The organism is Streptomyces sp. NPDC003456, assembly GCF_042878735.1.
Lineage (GTDB): Bacteria > Actinomycetota > Actinomycetes > Streptomycetales > Streptomycetaceae > Streptomyces.
This window is the reverse complement of the sequence record NZ_JBIAOK010000003.1, coordinates 12,555-34,459: the sequence shown is the minus strand read 5'-3', so window position 1 is coordinate 34,459 and position 21,905 is coordinate 12,555. Positions and strand designations below refer to the sequence as shown.

Genomic DNA, 21,905 nt, shown 5'->3' with positions numbered 1-21,905 from the left:
CATGACCGAGTACGGCGTGTCCGGTGAGAAGGGGGTCAGGTGATGGCCGAGCTCAGCATCGTCGTGCACGGGCCGAACGTGCAGGGCCACCTGACGGAGCTGCTCGACTCGCTCGCCGCCCACCCCCTGCCGGACGCCGAGCTGATCGTGGCCGCGGTGGGCGACTGGGCCCGCGAGACGGCCGAGCGGCACACCCCCGACGTGCAGGTCGTGCCGCTCCCGGACGGCACCGGCGACGCGGCGGCCCGGGCGGCGGGCGCGGCCCGGGCCTCCGGCCGCTGGCTGCACTTCGTCCACGCCAAGGACGGCCTGCCCGCCGGCACCCCGCGCACCGTCGCCGAGCGGGTCGCCGAGCTCCCCGACGAGGTCGACGTCCTGCTCCTGGACCATCTGCGCAGCACCTGGCACACCTCCGGCCTGCCCTCCCCGGACGGCCCCCTGCTCGCCCGGGCCGGCCGCGCCGACGTGACCCTCGACGACTGCGCTCCCCTGCTGCGGCTGACCCCGCTGCTCGGCACGCGGGTGCTGCGCACGGCGTTCCACCGGGAGCACGGGCGGCACTTCGCCACCGACGACGAGCCGTACGCCGCCCTGGCCGCCCTGCTGCTGGCCGGCCGCGTCGCGTGCCTGCCGCACGTCGCCTACGAGGACCGCAGGCTGCGCCCCGCGGGCCTGCCCCCGCCCACGCCCGAGCAGCGCTACGGCCTCGTCGCCCGCTACGAGTCCCTCCTCGACCTCGCCCGGGACCGCCGCGCCGCGCACACGGTGCTGTACGACGTCATGGTCCGCGACTGCCTGCGCACCTTCGCGCGCGGCGGCATGGACGAGGAGGTCGCGCGGGAGTTCTTCCGCCGGGCGTCCCTGGCCGCCGTGCGCCGCCGGCCCGAGGACCACCGCCGCCCCGGCGGCCTGGAGGGCGTGCGCCGCTCCCTGCTGGAGGAGGGCGCGTACACCAGGTACCGGGCCTTCCAGACCGTCAACCGCACCCGCCGCACGGCCAGGTCGGCCGTACGCACCCGCAGGCGCCAGGCCGGCGCCCTGCTGCGGGACCACCAGTACCGCAGGGCGCTCGGCCGCCCGGTCGACCCGAACCTGGCGGTGTTCGCGGCCTACTGGAACCGCGGCGTGGCCTGCAATCCCGCCGCGATCGCCGCCAAGCTCGCCGAACTCGCCCCGCGCATCCACCCGGTGTGGGTGGTGACCGCCGAGAACGCGGCCCTCCTCCCGCCCGGCACCGACCACGTCGTGCCCGGCACCCGCCGCTACTGGGAGGTGCTGGCGAGCGCCAGGTACCTGGTCAACAACGTCAACTTCCCCAACGCGGTGGTCAAGCGGCCCGACGCGATCCACGTCCAGACCCATCACGGCACCCCGCTCAAGCGCATGGGCCTGGACCAGATGGCCTTCCCGGCCGCCGCGCAGGGCCTGGACTTCAAGGCGCTGCTGGAACGCATCGACAAGTGGGACTACAGCGTCTCCGCCAACAGCCACACCACCCGCATGTGGGAGCGGGCCTACCCCGCGCGCTACGTCTCGCTGGACCACGGCTATCCGCGCAACGACGTCTACTACACCGCGGGCGCCGCCGAGATCCGCGCGGTGCGCGACCTCCTCGGCATCGCCCCGGGCCGCCGGGCGGTCCTGTACGCGCCCACGCACCGCGACTACGAGGCCGGCTGGACGCCCCGGCTGGACCTCGCGGCCCTCGCGGACCGCCTCGGCGAGGACACGGTCCTTCTCGTGCGCGGCCACTACTTCTACGGCGGCGCCGCCTCCCCCCTGACCAACCTGCGCCGCACGGGCCGCATCATCGACGTCTCCTCCTACGACCCGGTGGAGGACCTGTGCCTGGCGGCGGACGTCCTGGTCACGGACTACTCGTCGATCATGTTCGACTACGCCAACCTCGACCGGCCGATCGTCGTGTACGCCGACGACTGGGAGACCTACCGCACCACCCGCGGCGTCTACTTCGACCTGATGGCCGAGGCCCCCGGCCCGGTGGCGCGCACCCAGCGCGAGCTGACGGACATCCTGGCCGGCGACGCATGGCGCGACGAGAACGCGGCCAAGACCCGGGCCGTCTTCCGGCGCCGGTTCTGCGAGTACGACGACGGACGCGCCGCCGAACGCGTCGTGCGCCGGGTCTTCATCGGCCAGGACGAGCGGGAGCTGCCGCCCGTGCTGCCGGTCGAGGAGCGCACCCCGGCCCCGAGCCCGCAGGAGGCGACCGCATGAGCACCCCCGACGTCACCGTGACGGTCATCGTCCACAACGACGCCGAGCGGCTCACGCGCGCCGTCGACTCGGTGCGCCGGCAGACCCACGCCGACCTCGAGATCGTCATCAGTGACGACCACTCGACCGACGAAACCCCGTTCGTGGCGCGCCGGCTCCAGGCCCGCGACCCCCGGATCCGCTACCTGCGCCTGGAGCGCAACAGCGGCGGCTGCAGCGCTCCGCGCAACCGCGCCCTGGACATCGCACGCGCCCCGTACGTGATGTTCCTCGACAGCGACGACGAGCTGCCCCCCGACGCCGTCGCGACGCTGCTCGCGGCGCACCGCGAACGCGAGATCGACTTCGCCATGGGCACGGTGGAGCGGATCCGCGTGGACAACGGCCGCCGCTCGACGTGGATGCCCCACCTGGTCGCCGAGCGGCGCACCCTGGACGGCATCGAATCCGACCCGCGGCTGTTCTTCGAGCACCTGTCGACCAGCAAGATGTACGCCCGGTCCTTCCTCGACCGGCACGGCCTGCGCTTCCCCGAGGGCATCCACTACGAGGACCAGCTGTTCTCGGCGCAGGCGTACTGCCTGGCCAAGAGCTTCACCGTCGTCCCGGAGCCGGTCTACCGCTGGTACGTGGCGCCCTTCGCGGCGTCCGAGGCGGCCTCCATATCCAACCAGCGGCACAAGCTCGCCAACGTCCGCGACCGCATCCACGTCCAGCACCTCATCGACGCGTTCCTGGCCGAGAGCGGGCACGAGTTGCTGCGGGAGGCCAAGGACCACAAGTTCCTCAAGCACGACTTCCGCATGTACGCCGGCGACCTGCCCTACCGGGACGACGCCTGGCTCGCGTCCTTCCGCGACCTCGTCACGCCCTACCTCGACACGCTCGCGCCGGGCGCCTACGCCCGCCTTCCGCGCCCCGAGCGGGTGGTCCTCCAGCTCGTCCGGGACGGACGGACGGCCGACGCCCGGCTGGCGTCCCGGGGCCTGGGCCACGGGGTCGCCCCCCGGCACGTCACGACGGACGCCGAGGGCCGCACCTACTGGGGCGAGGAGGTGCCCGCGACGGAGTGGGCCCGGCGCGAACTGGACGTGAGCGACCTGGAGCTGGAGACCCGGCCGTTCACCGGGGCGCAGTTCCGCCACGAGATCACGGAGATCACCAGGGGGCCGGGCGCCTCGATCGACCTGGCGATCCGCACCTACGATCCGGTGCTGCGCCTGCCGGTCGGACCGCAGCGCGCGACCCTGCTCATCGCCCCGGGCGGCCGCCGCCTCAGCGTCCCCTTCCGGCTGTCCCCGGTCCGGCCGGGCGTCTTCGAGGGCCGCGTCCACCTCGACCTGGCGGCGGCCTCCCTCCCGCTGCAGGGCTTCGCGGGGGTGCGTCACCCCCTGCTCCGCCTCCACCACCAGGGCCTGACCAACACCGGCCTCCTCCTCGCCCCGCTCCGCTTCCCCACGCTGACGACCCGCGTGGCGTCCCACGTGCTGACGGTCGAACCGGAGGGCCACGGCCCGGGCCGGCTCCAGGTGCGCTGGGAGCCGACCGGGGTGACGGCGAAGCTGATCCGGCCGGCCGTGCGCAGAGTGGCCCGGCCGAGGGTGAAACGGGCGGCCCGCCTGATCGCGAGCGCCCTGAAGTAGCACGGAGACCCCTGCTCACCTCAGCACCCGGTAGAGCACCTGTCCCTCCGGGCCCCGGGTCACCTCCCTCAGGTCGGGGTGGTGGGCGTCCGGCCCCGCCACGACCCACCGCACCTCGTACGTCCGCAGGATCTCCGCGCGCTCCCGCTCCGGCGTCCCCGGGGCGAACCAGCGCCGAACGGCCCGCTCCCGCGCCGCCTCGTCGGGCAGGAAGAAGTCGGGGTAGCCGGGGGCGACCGTGTACGCCCCGTAGGCCGGGATCTGCCGGGCCGGCCGGCCCGGGCGGGCCATCACCACGTCCCCGTACCGCACCCACGGCGTCAGCCAGTGGTAGCCCGGCCAGGGCCGCCGGTGCTTCTCGGCGACGGCCGCCGGCAGGTCCCGCGGATCGACGACGTAGCCGAGCGTCCCGGCCTGCGTCCACGCGCCGAGCGCCAGCGCCGCGCCCAGCACGCACGCCCACCCGGCCCGCAGCGCGCGCCGCCCGGCCTCCACCGTCTCCAGCGCGGCGGCGAGCTGAGCGGGGATCAGGGCCGCGGGCAGCGCCCGCCCCCAGGAGTAGTGCCCGCTCAGTCCGCCCGCCGCCACGACGGCGAGCCCCAGGGCGAAGAACAGCACCAGCGGGTCCCAGTGGTCCCGCCGCCACCGCGCCCCGAGCGCCACCACCCCGAGCAGCACCAGCCAGTACCGCCCCGGCAGGTCGTCGTACAACGGCCGGTGCACCGCCTCCAGCCCGGCCTCCGAGCCGAGCAGCGCGAAGAAGTCGTAGTACGGCCACAGCAGCAGCACCCCGAGCCCGGCCGCGGCTCCCGCGCCGAGCCGCAGCCACGCGCGGCGCCCGGGCCGGGCGGCGACCACCGTGGCCACCGCCCCCAGCGACGCCACCACGCCCACGAACTGGTGGCACAGCAGGATCACCGCCCACAGCACCCCGAGCCCGAGCCACCCGCCGAGCCCCGCGTCACCGCGCGCCGCCCGCCCCAGCCACGCCCACAGGTGGAAGGCGAGCCCCAGGGTGAACACGCTCGGGTACGACACCGTCAGCGCCAGCGAGTTGAGCCCGTGGAAGCCGCTCCAGCTGAAGAGGGCCGTGCCCCACAGCAGCAGCAGGCTCAGCAGGGCCAGGGCGGGCGCGGCGCGATGGCCGCTCAGGGTGCGCACGTACCGCCACACCCCAGTCAGCAGCAGCCCGAGCGCGGCGAACGCCCCGAGGCGCAGCACCACGAACACCGACAGGTCGCTCACCCGGGCCACGCAGCCGAGGACGAGCATCCACGGCGAGTAGTAGGGGCTCGGCACGTCCGCGTCGACGAGCGGATCGCCGGGGGCGACCAGGCTGTGCCGCAGACGCTGGACCGTGGCCGCGTGCATCCCGAGGTCGCCCGCCCAGGGCAGCCGCAGGACCACCAGGACCAGCAGCAGCACCACGAGCGCGGCGGCGGCCCCCACGGCGAGCACGACCGGTCCGGGCGGGGCGGGCGCGGCCGGTCTAGGCGGGGCGCGCATGGGGCGGGGTGCCGGGAGGGGCGGGGGCCCGCTTCCGGTACGCGTCGACGGTCACGCCCCCAGCCTCGGCCCGATCCGGTGAGTCCTCCACTCGACCCGCCCGGAGGCGGCGCGGACAGCGGAACGCCCCGGGCCGGTCGCGGCCCGGGGCGCTCGGTGCGCGGTGTGCTGTGTGCGCTAGGAGTGCGTGCGCAGCAGCGTCCTCATCGTGCGCATCGCCACCGACAGGTTGGCGAGGTCGAACGCGTCGGAACCCTGGATCTCCTCCAGTGTGCTGCGGGCACGGCCGAGGATCGCCGCGTTCTTCTGCTCCCACGCCTTGTAGCGCTGCTCGGGCGTGGAGCCGCCGTCACCGACCGCCAGGACGTCGGCGGTCAGTGCCGCGTGCGCCGCGTACAGGTCCTCGCGGATCGCCGCGCGGGCCATGGACTGCCAGCGGTCGGCGCGGGGCAGCTCGATGATGCGGTCCATCAGCTGGGTGATGCGCAGCCGGTCGGCGAGGTCGTAGTAGACCTCGGCGACGTCCATCGGCTCCCGGCCCATGCGGTCCGCGACCGAGACGATGTCCAGCGTCGGGAAGGCGGAGGAGAAGCCCGCCACGCGCGTGGCCAGGTCCTCCGGCACGCCCGCGCCGGTCAGCTCGTCGTAGATCTTCTGGTACCACTCCAGGTCGGCGCCGCGCAGCAGCTTCGGCAGCTGGCCCCAGACCTGCTCGACGCGGTCGGCGAAGAAGTCGACCGTGTCGGCGAGCTGGAGCGGCTGCGGGCGGTTGTTGAGCAGCCAGCGCGTGCCGCGCTCCACCAGGCGCCGCGAGTGCAGCCGGATGCGGGTCTGGACCTCGGCCTCGACCTTGTTGTCGAGGGACTCGACCGCGTCCCACACCGGGTACTGGCGGAAGATGGCCCGGGCCGCGGTCTGCGCCCGCACGATCTCCTCCAGCGACGCGCCGGTCTCCTCGCGCAGCCGGTGCAGGTAGGTCGTGCCGCCCGTGTTGACCGTGTCGTTCACCAGGACCGTCGTGGTGATCTCACGGCGCAGCGGGTGGCTGACCAGGTGCTCCGGGAACTGCTCGCGCAGCTCCTTCGGGAAGTACGCGTGCAGCAGCGTGCTGAGGTACGGGTCGTCCGGCAGCGAGGTGTGCAGCAGCTCCTCGGCGACCGTGATCTTGGTGTAGGCCATCAGCACGGCCGTCTCCGGCCCCGTCAGGCCCTGCCCCTGGGCGAGCCGCTCGCGGATCTGCCGGTCGGTGGGCAGGAACTCCAGCGCCCGGTCGAGGTGCCCCTCGCGCACCAGGTGCTTCATGAAGCGCTGCTGGGCGTGGAGCATGGCGCCGGACTGGGCCAGGGCGTTGGCGATCGCCGTGTTCTGCGCGTAGTTGTTGCGCAGGACCAGCCGGCCGACCTCGTCGGTCATGTCGGCGAGCAGCTTGTTGCGCTGCTTGACGGTCATGTCCCCTTCGGCGACCAGGCCGTTGAGCAGGATCTTGATGTTCACCTCGTGGTCGGAGGTGTCCACGCCCGCGCTGTTGTCGATGGCGTCGGTGTTGATCCGGCCGCCCTGCAGCGCGAACTCGATCCGGCCGAGCTGGGTCAGGCCCAGGTTGCCGCCCTCGCCGACGACCTTGACGCGCAGGTCCTGGCCGTCGACGCGGATGGCGTCGTTGGCCTTGTCCCCGACGTCCGCGTTGGACTCGGCCGAGGACTTCACGTACGTGCCGATGCCGCCGTTCCACAGCAGGTCCACCGGGGCCTGGAGGATCGCCTTCATCAGGTCGGCCGGGGTCAGCTTGGCGACCTTGGCCTCGATGCCGAGGGCCTCGCGGATCTGCGCGTTGACCGGGATCGCCTTGGCCGTGCGCGGGAAGACGCCGCCGCCCGGCGACAGCAGCTCGGTGTTGTAGTCCTCCCAGCTGGAGCGGGGCAGCTCGAACAGGCGGCGGCGCTCGGCGTAGGAGGTGGCCGCGTCCGGGTTCGGGTCGAGGAAGATGTGCCGGTGGTCGAAGGCGGCCACCAGCCGGATGTGCTCGGAGAGCAGCATGCCGTTGCCGAACACGTCACCGGACATGTCGCCGATGCCGACGACCGTGAAGTCCTGGCTCTGGGTGTCGACGCCCAGCTCCCGGAAGTGGCGCTTGACGGACTCCCAGGCGCCGCGGGCGGTGATGCCCATGCCCTTGTGGTCGTAGCCGGCGGAGCCGCCGGAGGCGAAGGCGTCGCCGAGCCAGAAGTTGTACGTCTGGGCGACCTCGTTGGCGATGTCGGAGAAGGTCGCGGTGCCCTTGTCGGCGGCGACGACGAGGTAGGTGTCGTCCTCGTCGTGCCGGACGACGTCGGCGGGCGGGACGACCTCGCCGGCCACCATGTTGTCGGTGATGTCGAGCAGCGCCGAGATGAACGTCCTGTAGCTGGCGATGCCCTCGGCCATCCACGCGTCGCGGTCCACGCTCGGGTCGGGCAGCTGCTTGGCGACGAAGCCGCCCTTGGCGCCGACCGGCACGATGACGGTGTTCTTGACCATCTGCGCCTTGACCAGGCCGAGGATCTCCGTGCGGAAGTCCTCACGCCGGTCGGACCAGCGCAGACCGCCGCGGGCGACCTTGCCGAAGCGCAGGTGGACGCCCTCGACGCGCGGCGAGTACACCCAGATCTCGAACGCGGGGCGCGGCGCCGGCAGGTCGGGGATGGCCTGCGGGTCGAACTTCATGGAGACGTAGTCGTGCGGCTCGCCGCCCTCGGCCTCCTGGAAGAAGTTGGTCCGCAGGGTCGCCTTGATGACCGTGAGGAAGGACCTGAGGATCCGGTCCTCGTCGAGGCTGGCGACCTGGTCGAGCGCGGCGTCGACCTCCTCCAGCAGCGCGTCCACGATCTCGTGGCCCGCCCGCTGCCGGTCCGGCGACATCCGCGCCTCGAACAGCGAGACGAGCAGCCGCGTGGTGTGGACGTTGTTGCGGAGGGTGTCCTCCATGTAGTCCTGGCTGAACGTCGACGCGGCCTGGCGCAGGTACTTGGCGTACGCGCGCAGCACCACGGCCTGGCGCCAGGTCAGCCCGGCACTGAGCACGAGCGCGTTGAAGCCGTCGTTCTCGGCCTTGCCGGTCCAGGTGGCGGCGAAGGCGTCCTGGAACCGCTCGCGGGCGTCGTCGCCGAGGTAGTCCCCGCCGCCGTTCTGCGCGCGGGGCATGCGCAGGCCGAAGTCGTAGATCCAGGCGACGCTGCGGTCCGAGCAGCGCAGCTCGTAGGGCCGCTCGTCGACGACCTCGACGCCGAGCCGGTTCAGCACCGGCAGCACCGCCGACAGGGAGATCGCGTCGCCCGTGCGGTAGATCTTGAAGCGCCGCTCCTCGGGGGCGGCGCCCACCGGCTCGTAAAGGCTGAGCGCGAAGTCCTCGCCCGCCTCGGCGTTCAGCTGCTCCAGGTGGACGAGGTCGGCGACCGCGGCGCGCGGGTTGTGGTCGGCCTTGTAGCCCTCGGGGAAGGCGTGCGCGTAGCGGCGCATGGCCTCGGCCGCGTGCTCCTCGCCCAGCTCGGCGTTGAGCGCCTCGGCGAAGGCGTCCTCCCAGGAGCGGGCGGCCTCCACCAGGCGGGCCTCGATGCGCTCCTTGTCGGCGTCGGACAGGTGCTGCAGCTCGGTGCCCTGCGGGACCCGGACCACGAAGTGCAGCCGGGACAGGATCGACTCGGTGTTCCACGCCGTGAAGTCGACGCTGATGCCGCCGAGCTCCTCCTTGAGGATCTCGATGATCCGCAGGCGCACGGCCGTGGTGTAGCGGTCGCGCGGGAGGTAGACGAGGGCGGAGTAGTAGCGCCCGTACTCGTCCTGGCGCAGGTAGAGCCGCAGCCGGCGGCGCTCCTGGAGGTACAGCACGGAGGTGACGATGGCGCGCAGCTCGTCGGCCGGGGTCTGGAACAGCTCGTCGCGCGGGTAGGTCTCCAGGATCTGCAGCAGGTCGCGCCCGTCGTGGCTGTTGGGCGAGAACCCGGCCTGCTTGAGGACCTCCTCCACCTTGCGCCGGATGACCGGCACGCGGCGCACGGACTCGGTGTAGGCCGCGGAGGAGAACAGTCCGAGGAACCGGCGCTCGCCGATGACGTTGCCATCGGCGTCGAACTTCTTGACGCCGATGTAGTCCAGGTAGGACGGCCGGTGGACGGTCGAGCGGCTGTTCGCCTTGGTCAGCACGAGCAGCTTGTGCTCGCGCGCCTTGGCCCGGGCGTCGGCGGGCAGCCGCTCGAAGGACGGGCTGACGGGGTGGCTCTCCTCGCCGGCGTGCTGGGGGTCCGCGCGCAGTATGCCGAGCCCGGTGCCGGGGACGGCGGCCAGCGAGTCGTCGTCGCGCAGCTGGTACTCGCGGTAGCCGAGGAACGTGAAGTGGTCGTCGGCCAGCCAGCGCAGCAGCTCGCGGGCCTCCTCGACCTGCGGGCCGGGCAGGTCGCCGGGGATGGGCTCGTCCGGCAGCCCCTCCGCCAGCCGGATCGCCGCGTCCCGCATCTTGCCCCAGTCCTCGACGGCCTCACGGGCGTCGGACAGCACGCGCAGCAGGTCGGCGGTGATCTGCTTCAGGTCGGCGCGGTCGGTCTCGCGGTCGATCTCGACGTGGATCCAGGACTCGACGTGCGCGTCGTGCGGGAGGTCCGAGGCACCGGTCGCGGGCGTGGGCAGGACCTCGATCAGCTTGCCGGTGACATCGCGCCGCACCACGAACTGGGGGTGGATGACGACGTGGATCCCGCGGCCCTGCCGGGTCAGCTCGTTGGTGACGGAGTCGACGAGGAAGGGCATGTCGTCGGTGACGACCTCCACGACCGAGTGGCTGCAGGTCCACCCGTTCTCCTCGACCGTGGGCGTGTGCACCCGCACGTTGGCCGTGCCCTGGGGGCGGTTCTCGGCCAGCCGGTAGTGCGACACGGCCGCGCCGAAGACGTCGACCGGGTCGCGGTCGGTCAGGTCCTCCGGGGCCGTGTGGAGGTAGTAACGCTGGAGGAACGTGAGCAGGGACTCGCGGTCCGGGGCGTGCGGGGCGTCTGGGGTCTCCTCGCCCGTCGACCCGGTCGGTAGGTGCCCCCCGACCGGGCTGTTCTCAGCTACCCGGGTGGCCCTTTCGAGCAACTCGGCCTTGGCTTCGTCCAGCTTGGTCTGCATTGTCCTCTGGCTCCTGTCGCGCGCCGTTGCGTGACGTAGAAGGAAGTACGGCCTCTGCGCTTACGACCTCACGTCGTGACACGGGGTATCCGGTCTGGTCCGACGGTATGCCGCAAGGTGAGATGTGCGGGGGTGTCTGAGCCATTCTTGAGCTGCTCCACCGGTGTGACGCTGCCGCGTGCGACGCCCGGACCCGGGTGGTGCTCGGCGTCCCGGACGTCCTCGACGCCCCGTCCCGCCCGCGAGGACCAGCGACCGCCGCCCGGACACGGATGTCGTCCGTGCTCTCCGGGCGCAGGGCAGGGACGACATCGTCCCCGCGAACTATCGCGCTGATCACGCCACCAAGGCTATCGCTCCTTGCCGGGCCCCCGTCATGAGCCGTATGTGTACAAAAGCAGGCCCTGAACTTTGACGTTCTGCACAGTCGCGGTGCCTTTCCGCAGGCCCGAGGCTCGCGCCCGGCTCCTCGCTAGGCGGCCAGCCGCTCCGCCTCCGCGACGGCCTCCTCCAGGCTGTCCACCACAGGCACCCCTACGGACTCCAGACTCGCCCGGCTGTGCGAACCCCCGGTGTACAGCACCGCTCGGGCCCCCACGTGCAGTGCGGCCACCGCGTCGTCCGCCGCGTCCCCGATCACCACCGTGCGCTCCGGGTCCACGCCGCCGAGCGAGCGCAGATGGCGGACCATGTGCTCGGCCTTGCTGCCGCCCGACGGCCCGGTCCGCCCGTCCACCCGTATGAAGTGCGTTTCGATGCCGAACCCGCGCACCAGCGGCACGAGCTCCTCGTGCACGTACATGCTGAGGAGCGACTGGCTGCGGCCCGCCGACCGCCAGCCGGCCAGCAGCTCCGCCGCGCCCACGGTCAGCCCGCACGCCACCCGGTGCTCCGCGTAGTACCGGTGGAAGATGTCGTCCATGACCAGCCACTCGGCCTCGGTCGGCAGCCGCCCCATCAGCCGCTCGTAGAACTTCGGCACCGGTACGCAGTACAGCTCCCGGTACTTCTCCAGCGTCAGCGGCTCCAGCCCCAGCTCGGCGAAGGCCGCGTTCGTCGCCCCGATGATCGCGTCGATGTCGTGGAACAGCGTGCCGTTCCAGTCCCAGACGATGTGCCCGCCCGTCTTCGTCCCCATGTCACAAAACGTACCCGCCTCCACTGACAAACAAGAGGACGGGCCGTGGGGAGCCCCCGGCGGACGGGAGCCCGGCCGGCTCAGTCCGCGCGCCCCACCAGGTTCGGGATCTCCTGCGTGGCGAACCACAGCAGCTCGTGGTCCTCCGCCCCGTCCACCACGAACCGGGCGTCGTCGTCCCCGCCGTCCGCGGCCGGCAGCGCGTCGGCCGCCGCGGCCACATCCGCCTCCGCGTCGGCGGCGTCGACGTGGACCGAGGCCGCCTTCGCCAGCGGCACGACTCCCGCGACCCGCACCTCGCCGAGCGCCTCGGGGTCGAGACCGCGGTCGGGGTCGGTGCCGACCACCCGGTCGGCGACGTCCACGGCGACCACGACCCGGCGCCGCGGCGCCTGCGGGTCGGCGGCCAGCAGACGGAGCGAGGCCAGGGCGGCCCGGTTCAGCGCGGCGTACTCCAGCTCCTCGATGTCGTCGGAGAGGTACCACTCGCGCAGCGCGGGCGTCACGGCGTACGCGACGAACGGCCCGCCTGCCAGCTCGCCCGTCGCGTGCGCCTCGGCGAGAGCGGGGAGGGTCAGGGGCACGTAGACACGCATGGCTGGCCGCTTTCGTGGTGGGGGTCGGGGGGGCGGGCTTCGGGCCGGTCCCGGGCGGGTCGCGCCGGCCGGGTGGTGCGGTCGGGCACGGCGGCGGCGCCCGGGGCTCGGACGGCCCTCAGGATACGTGCGCGCTGTCCCCTTTCGAGTCCCGCCCCGTGACGCCGGACGTGTCCACCCCGCTCCCGGCATTCACCCTTCGCCGCCCGGCGGGCACGGGGCCCGCCCCCGGCACATCACCCGGATAAGTGAACCCACCCCGGCCTCCGGCACGGGCACCCCTCGCCTTGCCGCCGCCTCCGCGGAGCCCGTACAAGATCACCGACCACGAAGTTACTCCCCGGTATCCCACCGGACCCACGAAACGGGGACCCCCATGTACAAGGTCATGACCAGGACCGGCCGTCCGCCCGTCTCACCCCCAGCCGCCGACCCCACCCCACCTCCGCCGGGCCACCGGTTGCCCGGAACCTCGCCCCGCCTCCCCGCCGACACCACCGGCCGAGCGCCAGCAGCCCGCGCCGACGAACAGCCCGGCGCCCCGGTCCGCGCTCCCGGCGGCGCCGTCACCCGGGCAGCCACCGCCCGCGCCGACGGTCAGCCCGGCAGCCCGGTCGGCACATCCGTCGCCGCCGCCCCGCCCCGCAAGCCCGGTGGCGGCAGCGGCCGGGTGACCGCCGCCGGGGGCCGGCCCCCGGCGTCCGCCCGCGGCGGGCGGCCGCACACCCGCCCCGGCGACACCCGCCCGCCGACCCCCACGGGCACGCGCCGCACCCCTCCGCGCGCCACCGGCAGGGCGCCGCGGAGCAGCTCGTCGCCGGGCCCCGCGCCCACGACCCCGTCCTCCGCGACGTCAGTCGCGCGGGAAGCCCTCCGGACTCCCGCCCCGGCTCCCCTTTCCGCAGCACCCCGCGTACCGGCACAGAGCCCTCGCAGGCACGTCCCCCACCTGCTGCCCACCGACCGCTTCGCCGACCTCCTCCTCGCCGTGCTGAGCGGCCACCGCCCCGTTCACTCGATGCTCCGCCACACCCGGGGCCGCGCCTACGACGAACTGGCCTGGCTGGCCGAACGCGGCCCGCTGCGCACCCGCGGTGCCCGGCCGGTCGTGCGGGACATCGGCTACTGCGAGCCCCGCCCGGGAGCCATCGAGGCCTTCGCCCGCATCGGCGCCGGTGACCGGCTGCGCGCGATGGCCTTCCGGCTGGAGCTCGGCCAGGACCTGCGCTGGCGCTGCACGGCGGTCGAACTCGGCGGCCCCCGCCCCCCTCGCGCCGACCTCGACTGACCACGGCCGAGAACCCGCTCCGACCGGCACGGCCGCGTCCGGTGCGGTACGGCGAAGGGCCGGACACCCCTGAGGTGTCCGGCCCTTCCCCATCTCACACGGTCACGGCTGCCCTGCCGCGTCCGCGTGCGTCACTTCTTGCGGCGGCCCCGGCTCTTCGCCTGCTTGCGCCGCTCCGCCCGGGTGAGGCCGTCGGCCTCGGAGCGCACCGGCTCGCCGTCCTCGGTGAAGTCGCCCTCGATGGTGCCGCCCTCACCGTCGACCGTCGGCGCGGAGAAGTGGAGGTTGCGCCGCTGCGGGACGTCGAGGCCCTTGGCGCGGATCTCCGGCCGCGACCCGGCCTGCGCCGGCACCGCGTCCTGCTTCTCCAGGTCGGCCACCGGCTTGGCGTCCTCGACGGGGACCTCCTCGACCTGCTGCTCGACCTGGACCTCCAGGTTGAACAGGTAGCCGACGGACTCCTCCTTGATGCCGTCCATCATCGCGGTGAACATGTCGAAGCCCTCGCGCTGGTACTCGACCAGCGGGTCCTTCTGCGCCATCGCGCGCAGGCCGATGCCCTCCTGGAGGTAGTCCATCTCGTAGAGGTGCTCGCGCCACTTGCGGTCCAGGACCGACAGCACGACCCGGCGCTCCAGCTCACGCATGATCTCGGAGCCGAGCTGCGCCTCACGCGCCTGGTACTGCTCGTGGATGTCGTCCTTGATGGAGTCGCCGATGAACTCGGCGGTCAGTCCGGCACGGTCACCGGCCGCCTCCTCCAGCTCATCCACCGTGACGTTGCACGGGTAGAGCTGCTTGAAGGCGCCCCACAGCCGGTCGAGGTCCCAGTCCTCCGGGAAGCCCTCGGCGGTCTCGGCCTGGACGTAGGCGTCGATGGTGTCGTCCATGAAGTGCTGGATCTGCTCGTGCAGGTCCTCGCCCTCCAGGACGCGGCGGCGCTCGCCGTAGATGACCTCGCGCTGGCGGTTGAGGACCTCGTCGTACTTCAGGACGTTCTTGCGGGTCTCGAAGTTCTGCTGCTCGACCTGCGACTGCGCGGAGGCGATCGCGCGCGTGACCATCTTGTTCTCGATCGGCACGTCGTCCGGGACGTTCGCCATCGACATGACGCGCTCGACCATCTGCGCCTTGAACAGCCGCATCAGGTCGTCACCGAGGGAGAGGTAGAACCGGGACTCGCCGGGGTCGCCCTGACGGCCGGAACGGCCGCGCAGCTGGTTGTCGATGCGCCGCGACTCGTGCCGCTCGGTGCCGAGCACGTAGAGGCCGCCGAGCTTCTCGACCTCTTCCTTCTCCGCCTTGACGGCCTTCTCGGCCCGCTCGAGCGCCTCGGGCAGGGCGTGCGCCCACTCCTCGATGTGCTCCTCCGGGTCGAGGCCGCGCTGGCGCAGCTCGGCCTCGGCGAGGTCCTCGGGGTTGCCGCCGAGCTTGATGTCCGTACCACGGCCGGCCATGTTCGTGGCGACCGTGACCGCGCCCTTGCGGCCGGCCTGGGCGACGATCGTCGCCTCACGGTCGTGCTGCTTGGCGTTGAGCACCTCGTGCTGGATGCCGCGCTTGCTGAGCTGCTGGGAGAGGTACTCGGACTTCTCGACGGAGGTGGTGCCGACGAGGATCGGCTGGCCCTTGCGGTGCTTCTCCTCGATGTCGTCGACGACGGCCTCGAACTTGGCGACCTCGGTCCGGTAGATCAGGTCGGACTGGTCCTTGCGGACCATCGGCCGGTTGGTCGGGATCGGCACCACGCCGAGCTTGTAGATCTGGTGGAACTCGGCGGCCTCGGTCATGGCCGTACCGGTCATGCCGCACAGACCCGGCTGTTCCTTGCCGCCGTGGTCGTGGCGCTTGTAGAGGCGGAAGAAGTTCTGGAGGGTGATCGTGGCGAGCGTCTGGTTCTCGTCCTTGATCGGCACCCCTTCCTTCGCCTCGATCGCCTGGTGCATGCCCTCGTTGTAGCGGCGGCCGGCGAGGATACGTCCGGTGTGCTCGTCGACGATCATGACCTCGTCGTCGATGATGACGTAGTCCTTGTCCTTCTTGAACAGTTCCTTCGCCTTGATGGCGTTGTTCAGGTAGCCCACCAGCGGGGTGTTCACCGACTCGTACAGGTTGTCGATGCCCAGCCAGTCCTCGACCTTGGCGACGCCGGACTCGTGGATGGCGACCGTGCGCTTCTTCTCGTCGACGTCGTAGTCGCCGGTCTCCTCGATGCCCTTGAGCGGCTGGCCCGCCTCGCCCCGCTTGAGGCGCTTGACCAGCTTGGCGAAGTCCCCGTACCACTTCGTGGCCTGGTCCGCCGGGCCGGAGATGATCAGCGGCGTACGGGCCTCGTCGATGAGGATCGAGTCGACCTCGTCGACGATGGCGAAGTTGTGGCCGCGCTGGACGAGCTCGTCCTTGGACCACGCCATGTTGTCGCGCAGGTAGTCGAAGCCGAACTCGTTGTTCGTGCCGTAGGTGATGTCGCAGGCGTACTGCTCGCGGCGCTGAGCCGGCGTCATGTTGGCGAGGATGCAGCCGACGCTCAGGCCCAGGAAGCGGTGGACGCGGCCCATCATCTCGGAGTCGCGCTCGGCCAGGTAGTCGTTGACCGTGATGATGTGGACGCCCTCGCCGGACAGCGCGTTTAGATACGCCGGCAGCGTGCCGACGAGGGTCTTGCCCTCACCGGTCTTCATCTCGGCCACGTACCCCATGTGCAGGGCGGCGCCTCCCATCATCTGCACGTCGTAGTGACGCTGGCCGAGGACGCGCTTGGCGGCCTCACGGACGGTGGCGAAGGCCTCGGGCAGCAGGTCGTCCAGGCTCTCACCATCGGCGTACCGCTGCTTGTACTCATCGGTGAGGGCCCGCAGCTCGGCGTCGGAGAGGTCGACGAAGTCCTCTTCGATGGAGTTGACCTGGTCCGCGATGCGGTGCAGCTTGCGCAGGATCTTGCCTTCGCCTGCACGCATGATCTTCGAGAGGACGGACACGGGGGTTGGTCTCCTTGCCGGTCGGGCCTGGGACGGTCGGTTACCACTTGACTTACTGAGCAACGGCCATCGTATGCGAGGACCCCACCGCGCCGGGAGGGCCTGCCGTGACGGCTACCGTCCGCTGCTTCCTGTCTGATTCACGTGTGTTCCATGAAGGACAACGCCCGGGCCCCTCGGATAGTGCCGCACCCCTCCACCGACTTGTACGAAGCGTGATCGACTCTTCACCGAGGGCAAAGGGATGGCTCCCGCGTGGCCACTGCGCGCAGAATCGGCCGATGGACCCCGTCACCCTCGCCACGGACCGCCTCCTGCTGCGCACGGTCGGCCCCCCGGACACCGGCGCGGTGCACGACGCCTGCCAGGACCCCGACATCCAGCGCTGGACCACGATCCCCTCCCCCTACCTGCGGGAACACGCCAGGGACTTCACGGAGCGGATGGCACCGGACGGCTGGGCGGACGGCTCCCTGTTCACCTTCGGCGTCTTCCTGGACTCCGGGGACCTGGCGGGCATGCTCGGGCTCACGATGCGCGGCCTCGGCACCGCCGAGATCGGCTTCTGGGCCACGCGACGGCACCGCTTGCGCGGCCACATCACCGAGGCGACCCTCGCGGTGTGCCGCTGGGCCTTCACGGACCTCGCGCTCGACCGCGTCGAATGGCGCGCCGAGGTGGGCAACCGGGCCTCCCGCGCGGTGGCCGAGCGCGCCGGCTTCACCGTCGAGGGCACGCTGCGCGCCGCGACGAACAACAAGGGAGTACGCCGCGACACCTGGGTCGGCTCCCTGCTCCCCTCGGACCTGGGCCTGCCGTCCACGGCCCCCTATCTGCCCGCGGCACGAACCCGGCCGTGAGCCCGCACCTGCCCCCGGCACAGACCCGGCCGTGAGCCCCCCGGGAACCGGTTCTTCGCAGGTCGCGGCGGACTGTCAGTCCCACCCCCTATCGTGCGGAGCATGACCACCCCGCGCCCCATCGCAGACCTCTCGGCGGACGAGGCCCGCAGAATCGCGCTGCGCGCCCAGGGATTCCTCGGCGCCCCCGACCGCCGCGCCGGTGTCCGCGGCGTCCTGCGCCACCTGGGCGCGGTCCAGCTCGACACGATCTCGGTCCTGGCCCGCTCGCACGAGCTGGTCCCCTACGCCCGTCTGGGCGCGGTCGGCCGCAGGACCGTGGAGGACGCCTTCTGGCGGGACACGCACGCCTTCGAGTACTGGTCGCACGCCGCCTGCATCCTGCCCATCGAGGAGTGGCCGCACTTCGCCTTCCGCCGCCGCGCCTACCGCAGCCGGCCGCACTGGAACCACGACCTGCCGGACGGCGCCTACGAGCAGGTCATCAAGCAGCTGCGCACCGAAGGCCCCCTGACCGCCACGGAGTTGGGCGGCGCCAAGAAGACGAACGACTGGTGGGACTGGTCGGGCTCCAAGGTCGCCGTGGAGCGCGCCCTGATGCACGGCGAGGTCGTCTGCGTGGAACGCCGCGGCTGGAAGCGCGTCTACGACCTCGCCGAGCGCGCGATCCCGGAGCCCCTGCTGCACGACGAGCTGGACGACGCCGAGTGCCTGCGCCGCCTGGTGGCCCTGGCGGGCCGGTCCCTGGGCGTCGGCACGCGTGCGGACATCGCCGACTACCACCGTCTCAAGGGTGAGCAGGTCGACGCGGTGATCGCCGACTCCGGGCTCGTCCCGGTGACGGTCGAGGGCTGGGCCAAGCCCGCCTGGGCCGATCCCGCGGCGCTGGCCACTCCGCCGCGCGGCCGTCACCGCACGACTCTGCTGTCGCCCTTCGACTCGCTGATCTGGGAGCGGGCGCGCACGGAGCGGATCTTCGGCTTCACCCACCGCCTGGAGGCCTACGTCCCCCGGCCCAAGCGGATATACGGCTACTTCGCGATGCCCGTCCTGGCGGGCGGCCGGCTCGTCGGCCGTGTCGACCCGGCCCGGGCGGGCAGCACGCTGGTGGCCAAGCAGGTCACGCTCGACGGTCCCAAGGCGGTTCCCGCCGTCGCCCGGGCCCTGGCCGAGGCGGCGAGCTGGGTGGACTGCACGGACGTCCGCGTGGAGCGGGTCGACGCCCCGGAGCTGCGCCCCGCCCTGGTGACGGAGCTGGCCCGGCTGACCGCGTGATCGGTGTACAGGGCCGGTCGACCTGGGTCGGCCGCCTGCCGGGGTGACCGGCTGGGCGGGTGACCGGCCGGGCGGGGACCGGTTGGGCGAGGAGCGATCCGGTGACCGGCTGATCGCGTAGGGGCTCCTGCCGCGCGGCCCTCCGGCGTCAGCGGATCTCGAGGATCTTCTCCCGCATCGCGTACACCACGGCCTCCATCCGGGAGTGCAGCTGCAGCTTCTCCAGGATGTTGCGCACGTGGTTCTTCACCGTGTTCTCGGAGATGAACAACTCCTTGGCGATGTCCCGGTTGTTCATACCCGTCGCGACGAGTTTGAGGACTTCGAGTTCACGGTCCGTCAGGCGGGGCGCGGGCACCAGCCGGCGCTCGTCCGTGCGCTGGATCATCGACTTGAACTCGGTGAGCAGTTTCGACGCCATGGAGGGGCTGATCTGCGACTGCCCGTCGGCCACCGCTCGAATGGCGGTGGCCACCTCGTCCGTGGAGATCTCCTTGAGGAGATAACCGGTCGCGCCCGCCTTGATGGCGTCGTAGAGGTCGGCTTCCTCGTCGCTGATCGTCAGCATGATGATCTTCGCGCTGGGAGCCACCTCCTTGATGGAGGTGCAGGCCTCGATTCCGCCGCGCTTGGGCATCCGGACGTCCATCAGGACGATGTCCGGCAGCAGATCGGCGGCCTTCTCGACGGCCTCGGCGCCGTCACCCGCCTCCCCGACGACCTGGATGTCCTCCTCGGCCGCCAGCACGATCTCCAGACCCCGGCGGAACAGCGCGTGGTCGTCCACCACGAGGACTCTGATCGGTTCCTTGCGTGGAGTCCCCGTGTCCGGGCCCATGCCGACGACGCCGCCGTCGGCATCACCGTCACGCATCGGTCCGAAGCTGTCCGCCATCGTTCCTCCCCCTGAGGCTGCGGCCTGTGGTCCTGAGCCATCGCCAACCCAGAGCAACGACCCACCGGTTGGGCCGTGGCCCTCATGATTCCATGCCCGGGCGACGCCGGGGTGACGGAGCGGGGCGCGAAGTGGTCGCACAGGGGTGCCCCTGGGGGCGCACACGCGCTCCAGGGGCACCGTCTCCGCTGTCACCCGGCACGGTCAGCCGCCGAGCGCACCGCCCGCCTCGTCGGAGTGGGACTGGGTGACCATCGTGTCCGTCCTGAGGTGGATCACGCCGTAGTCGTAGGCGTGCCGTCGGTAGACGACGCTCGGTTCCTTGGTCTCGGAGTCGACGAACAGGTAGAAGTCGTGCCCGACCAGCTCCATCTCGTAGAGAGCCTGGTCGAGGGTCATGGGTGCTGCGACGTGGGTCTTCTCGCGGACGACGATGGGGCCGTCACCCTGTACTTCCAGCGAGCCGATCTTCTTCGTCGGGACGGCCGCCTCCGACTCCTCGCTCTCGGCGGACGTCGCCAGGCCGTTGCCGTTGAGCGTCGCCACACCCGGCACGTGGTCGGCGACCTCGGCGGCCGGGATCCGGCGCGAGCCCCGACGCGAGTACCGCTTGTCGTGCTGCCTGCGCAGCCGGGCTTCCAGCTTCTCCGCCGCCAGGTCGAGCGCCGCGTACGGATCGCTCGCCGCTGCCTCCGCCCGGATCACCGGACCGCGGGAGCGGAGGGTGATCTCCACCCGGTCGCAGCGGTCGGCCTGCCTGGGGTTCGGCTCCTTGGACACCTCGACGTCGAGGCTGATCACCTTGCCATCGAGCTTCTGGATCTTCTCCAGCTTCAGCTTCTCGGCCACGTGCTTCCGGAACCGCTCGGGCACCTCGGTCTTGCGGCCCTTGACGACGATGTCCACGCAGAACTCCGTTCCCGGATCGCTCCGCTTCTCTGCGGAGCGTCTCCCTTTTGCACCAGGCTCCGGTGAGTCCCGGAACCTCGGACTCGGTGACTTCCACCTCCTCCCCCATGAGCGAGATCTCCACTCCACCGGTGCGGGTGATGAACAAAAACCCGCAGCACGGCATTCGGATTCGAGAAGGTGTGGCCTGCGCCTTTCCCTCTCAACCGAACATATCTCGCCCGGACGGATGTCGTCACCCTCTACTGCGGCGTACCTCCGTTCAGGTGAATAGGTCCTCTCATTACCTGCAACGACACAAGATCTCAGTCAGTTCCGGTTTATTTCGAAAGAGGCCGGTGACGCCGCGACCACTGCCGCGCACACCACGTCGACGCCCCGGCAGACGCCGTTCAGGCGCGCGTTTTCCCGCCGACCGGACCGCCGATCCGTCCTCTCCCCTCTTGATCCGACGTTCTGTTCCTCTCTGCCTTCCCAGGTCTCTCCCCCGTACACGGACCAGATTCCCGCAGCGTTCGGAACCGGCCCCGCCGCCGGACCGGCCCGGACCGCGCGCACGGCACGAGCGGCCTCCGCGAGGGACGCGCCGGTGGTCATCAGGTCGTCGACGAGGACGACCGGCCCTCGGCACAGCAGCCCGGCCGCTCCGGGTGCCACCGCCAGCGCGCCCGCGAGATTCTCCACCCGCTGCCTCAAGTTGAGCCCGGACTGGTCCGCGACGGCGCGCCGCTGCTCCAGCACTGCGACCACCCGGGCCGCCACCCGGCGCCGGCGCAACTCGCTCGCCGCGGCGAGGGCGATCCGCCGGGCCGGATCATGTCCCCGGGCTCGCACCGTCCGCCGCCCGGACGGCACCGGCACCAGCAGCACCGGAGCGCGGCAACCCGCCCGTCCGGCCGCCCCCGCCAGGCGTGCGGGACCCGCACCGACCGAGACGCTGCGCAGCCCCGCCCGCACCGCCCCGGCGAGCGCCGCCCCGAGCGGTCCGGCCAGCGCGAGAGCACCCCGTTCCTTGTGGGCGAGCAGCGCGGCCCTCACCTCGTCCGCGTACCGTGCCGCCGCGTGCACCTCCGGCAGGCCGGGCGGCTCCGGATCCGGCCGCACCCGGTACGCGCCCGCTCCGCCGAGCGCGACACGGCACGTCTCGCACAGCACCGCACGGGGCGCCCCGCAGCCCCCGCACTCGCCCGGCAGCACCAGGTCACCGAGCTCCCGCCACCAGCCCCGCATGGTCATCGCCTCACCCCCGCACGGCGACCACTCTGCCGACCGGGCCGCGGCCCTGCCACCCCTGTGGAAAACGGCCTGTGGACAAGTGAGGGACGGCTGGCAGACCTGTCACTCGGACGGGTGAGGCCCCGTGCAGGGGGTGTGCAAGGGGCGCGCGACACGGACCCGCCCGCCTGGGCAGGCCGCCCGGGAGGAGGAGTGACGCCGCGG

At 72.1% G+C, this 21,905-nt stretch carries 13 protein-coding genes; 5 read left to right on the top strand and 8 right to left on the bottom strand.

The features are described 5' to 3' along the window. The first annotated feature begins 42 nt into the window (after window positions 1-42). Both ACFYWG_RS11185 and ACFYWG_RS11180 read left to right on the top strand, forming a co-directional pair. Entirely contained in the window at window positions 43-2,238 is a 2,196-nt protein-coding gene (locus ACFYWG_RS11185; protein ID WP_389200810.1) for a CDP-glycerol glycerophosphotransferase family protein, read from the top strand. After that, a complete protein-coding gene (locus tag ACFYWG_RS11180; RefSeq protein ID WP_389200808.1) occupies window positions 2,235-3,881 on the top strand; it encodes a glycosyltransferase family 2 protein in 1,647 nt (548 codons plus the stop codon). Before ACFYWG_RS11185 ends, ACFYWG_RS11180 begins: the two co-directional genes overlap by 4 nt. A gap of 15 nt (window positions 3,882-3,896) precedes the next feature. Here the strand turns inward: ACFYWG_RS11180 and ACFYWG_RS11175 are convergent, their stop codons facing one another. From ACFYWG_RS11175 to ACFYWG_RS11160, 4 genes are all read right to left on the bottom strand, one after another. Then, window positions 3,897-5,387 (bottom strand): hypothetical protein, encoded by a 1,491-nt coding sequence (locus ACFYWG_RS11175; protein ID WP_389200806.1) that lies wholly within the window; start codon window positions 5,385-5,387, stop codon window positions 3,897-3,899. Between the two features lie 177 nt (window positions 5,388-5,564). After that, entirely contained in the window at window positions 5,565-10,526 is a 4,962-nt protein-coding gene (locus tag ACFYWG_RS11170; protein ID WP_389200804.1) for an NAD-glutamate dehydrogenase, read from the bottom strand. A 472-nt stretch (window positions 10,527-10,998) separates the two neighbouring features. Next, window positions 10,999-11,664 carry an HAD family hydrolase gene (locus ACFYWG_RS11165; protein WP_389200802.1) on the bottom strand — a complete coding sequence of 222 codons (666 nt, stop codon included), beginning with the start codon at window positions 11,662-11,664 and terminating at the stop codon, window positions 10,999-11,001. Between the two features lie 80 nt (window positions 11,665-11,744). Further along, a complete protein-coding gene (locus tag ACFYWG_RS11160; RefSeq protein ID WP_389200800.1) occupies window positions 11,745-12,260 on the bottom strand; it encodes a DUF6912 family protein in 516 nt (171 codons plus the stop codon). A gap of 1,018 nt (window positions 12,261-13,278) precedes the next feature. On the opposite strand from ACFYWG_RS11160, the gene ACFYWG_RS11155 reads away from it, so the two are divergent. Next, on the top strand, window positions 13,279-13,548 hold the full coding sequence (locus ACFYWG_RS11155; protein ID WP_376334715.1) for an Rv3235 family protein: 270 nt from the start codon (window positions 13,279-13,281) through the stop codon (window positions 13,546-13,548). Between the two features lie 131 nt (window positions 13,549-13,679). On the opposite strand, the gene secA is transcribed toward ACFYWG_RS11155, so the two are convergent. After that, window positions 13,680-16,526 carry a preprotein translocase subunit SecA gene (gene secA / locus ACFYWG_RS11150; protein ID WP_376334714.1) on the bottom strand — a complete coding sequence of 949 codons (2,847 nt, stop codon included), beginning with the start codon at window positions 16,524-16,526 and terminating at the stop codon, window positions 13,680-13,682. A 281-nt stretch (window positions 16,527-16,807) separates the two neighbouring features. Between secA and ACFYWG_RS11145 the strand changes: the two genes are divergently transcribed. Beyond that, the gene (locus ACFYWG_RS11145) at window positions 16,808-17,386 is read left to right on the top strand and encodes a GNAT family N-acetyltransferase (protein WP_389200797.1); all 579 of its coding nucleotides are present in this window, start codon (window positions 16,808-16,810) and stop codon (window positions 17,384-17,386) included. A gap of 102 nt (window positions 17,387-17,488) precedes the next feature. Continuing rightward, on the top strand, window positions 17,489-18,661 hold the full coding sequence (locus ACFYWG_RS11140; RefSeq protein ID WP_389200795.1) for a winged helix-turn-helix domain-containing protein: 1,173 nt from the start codon (window positions 17,489-17,491) through the stop codon (window positions 18,659-18,661). 148 nt (window positions 18,662-18,809) lie between these two features. On the opposite strand, the gene ACFYWG_RS11135 is transcribed toward ACFYWG_RS11140, so the two are convergent. The 3 genes from ACFYWG_RS11135 to ACFYWG_RS11125 form a co-directional block, all read right to left on the bottom strand. Further along, a complete protein-coding gene (locus ACFYWG_RS11135) occupies window positions 18,810-19,556 on the bottom strand; it encodes a response regulator (RefSeq protein ID WP_376334709.1) in 747 nt (248 codons plus the stop codon). 204 nt (window positions 19,557-19,760) lie between these two features. Next, window positions 19,761-20,462, bottom strand: coding sequence for a ribosome hibernation-promoting factor, HPF/YfiA family (gene hpf / locus ACFYWG_RS11130; RefSeq protein ID WP_376334707.1), 702 nt, complete (start codon window positions 20,460-20,462; stop codon window positions 19,761-19,763). Between the two features lie 312 nt (window positions 20,463-20,774). Further along, window positions 20,775-21,695, bottom strand: a complete 921-nt coding sequence (locus ACFYWG_RS11125; RefSeq protein ID WP_389201781.1) for a ComF family protein — start codon at window positions 21,693-21,695, stop codon at window positions 20,775-20,777. Window positions 21,696-21,905: the final 210 nt, after the last annotated feature.

What these genes read in the sequence shown, in the direction of transcription:
- ACFYWG_RS11185 (WP_389200810.1), top strand. Translation starts at nt 43, where the DNA reads ATGGCCGAGCTCAGCATCGTCGTGCACGGGCCGAACGTGCAGGGCCAC.
- ACFYWG_RS11180 (WP_389200808.1), top strand. Translation starts at nt 2,235, where the DNA reads ATGAGCACCCCCGACGTCACCGTGACGGTCATCGTCCACAACGACGCC.
- ACFYWG_RS11175 (WP_389200806.1), bottom strand. Translation starts at nt 5,387, where the DNA reads ATGCGCGCCCCGCCTAGACCGGCCGCGCCCGCCCCGCCCGGACCGGTC.
- ACFYWG_RS11170 (WP_389200804.1), bottom strand. Translation starts at nt 10,526, where the DNA reads ATGCAGACCAAGCTGGACGAAGCCAAGGCCGAGTTGCTCGAAAGGGCC.
- ACFYWG_RS11165 (WP_389200802.1), bottom strand. Translation starts at nt 11,664, where the DNA reads ATGGGGACGAAGACGGGCGGGCACATCGTCTGGGACTGGAACGGCACG.
- ACFYWG_RS11160 (WP_389200800.1), bottom strand. Translation starts at nt 12,260, where the DNA reads ATGCGTGTCTACGTGCCCCTGACCCTCCCCGCTCTCGCCGAGGCGCAC.
- ACFYWG_RS11155 (WP_376334715.1), top strand. Translation starts at nt 13,279, where the DNA reads ATGCTCCGCCACACCCGGGGCCGCGCCTACGACGAACTGGCCTGGCTG.
- ACFYWG_RS11145 (WP_389200797.1), top strand. Translation starts at nt 16,808, where the DNA reads ATGGACCCCGTCACCCTCGCCACGGACCGCCTCCTGCTGCGCACGGTC.
- ACFYWG_RS11140 (WP_389200795.1), top strand. Translation starts at nt 17,489, where the DNA reads ATGACCACCCCGCGCCCCATCGCAGACCTCTCGGCGGACGAGGCCCGC.
- ACFYWG_RS11135 (WP_376334709.1), bottom strand. Translation starts at nt 19,556, where the DNA reads ATGGCGGACAGCTTCGGACCGATGCGTGACGGTGATGCCGACGGCGGC.
- ACFYWG_RS11125 (WP_389201781.1), bottom strand. Translation starts at nt 21,695, where the DNA reads ATGCGGGGCTGGTGGCGGGAGCTCGGTGACCTGGTGCTGCCGGGCGAG.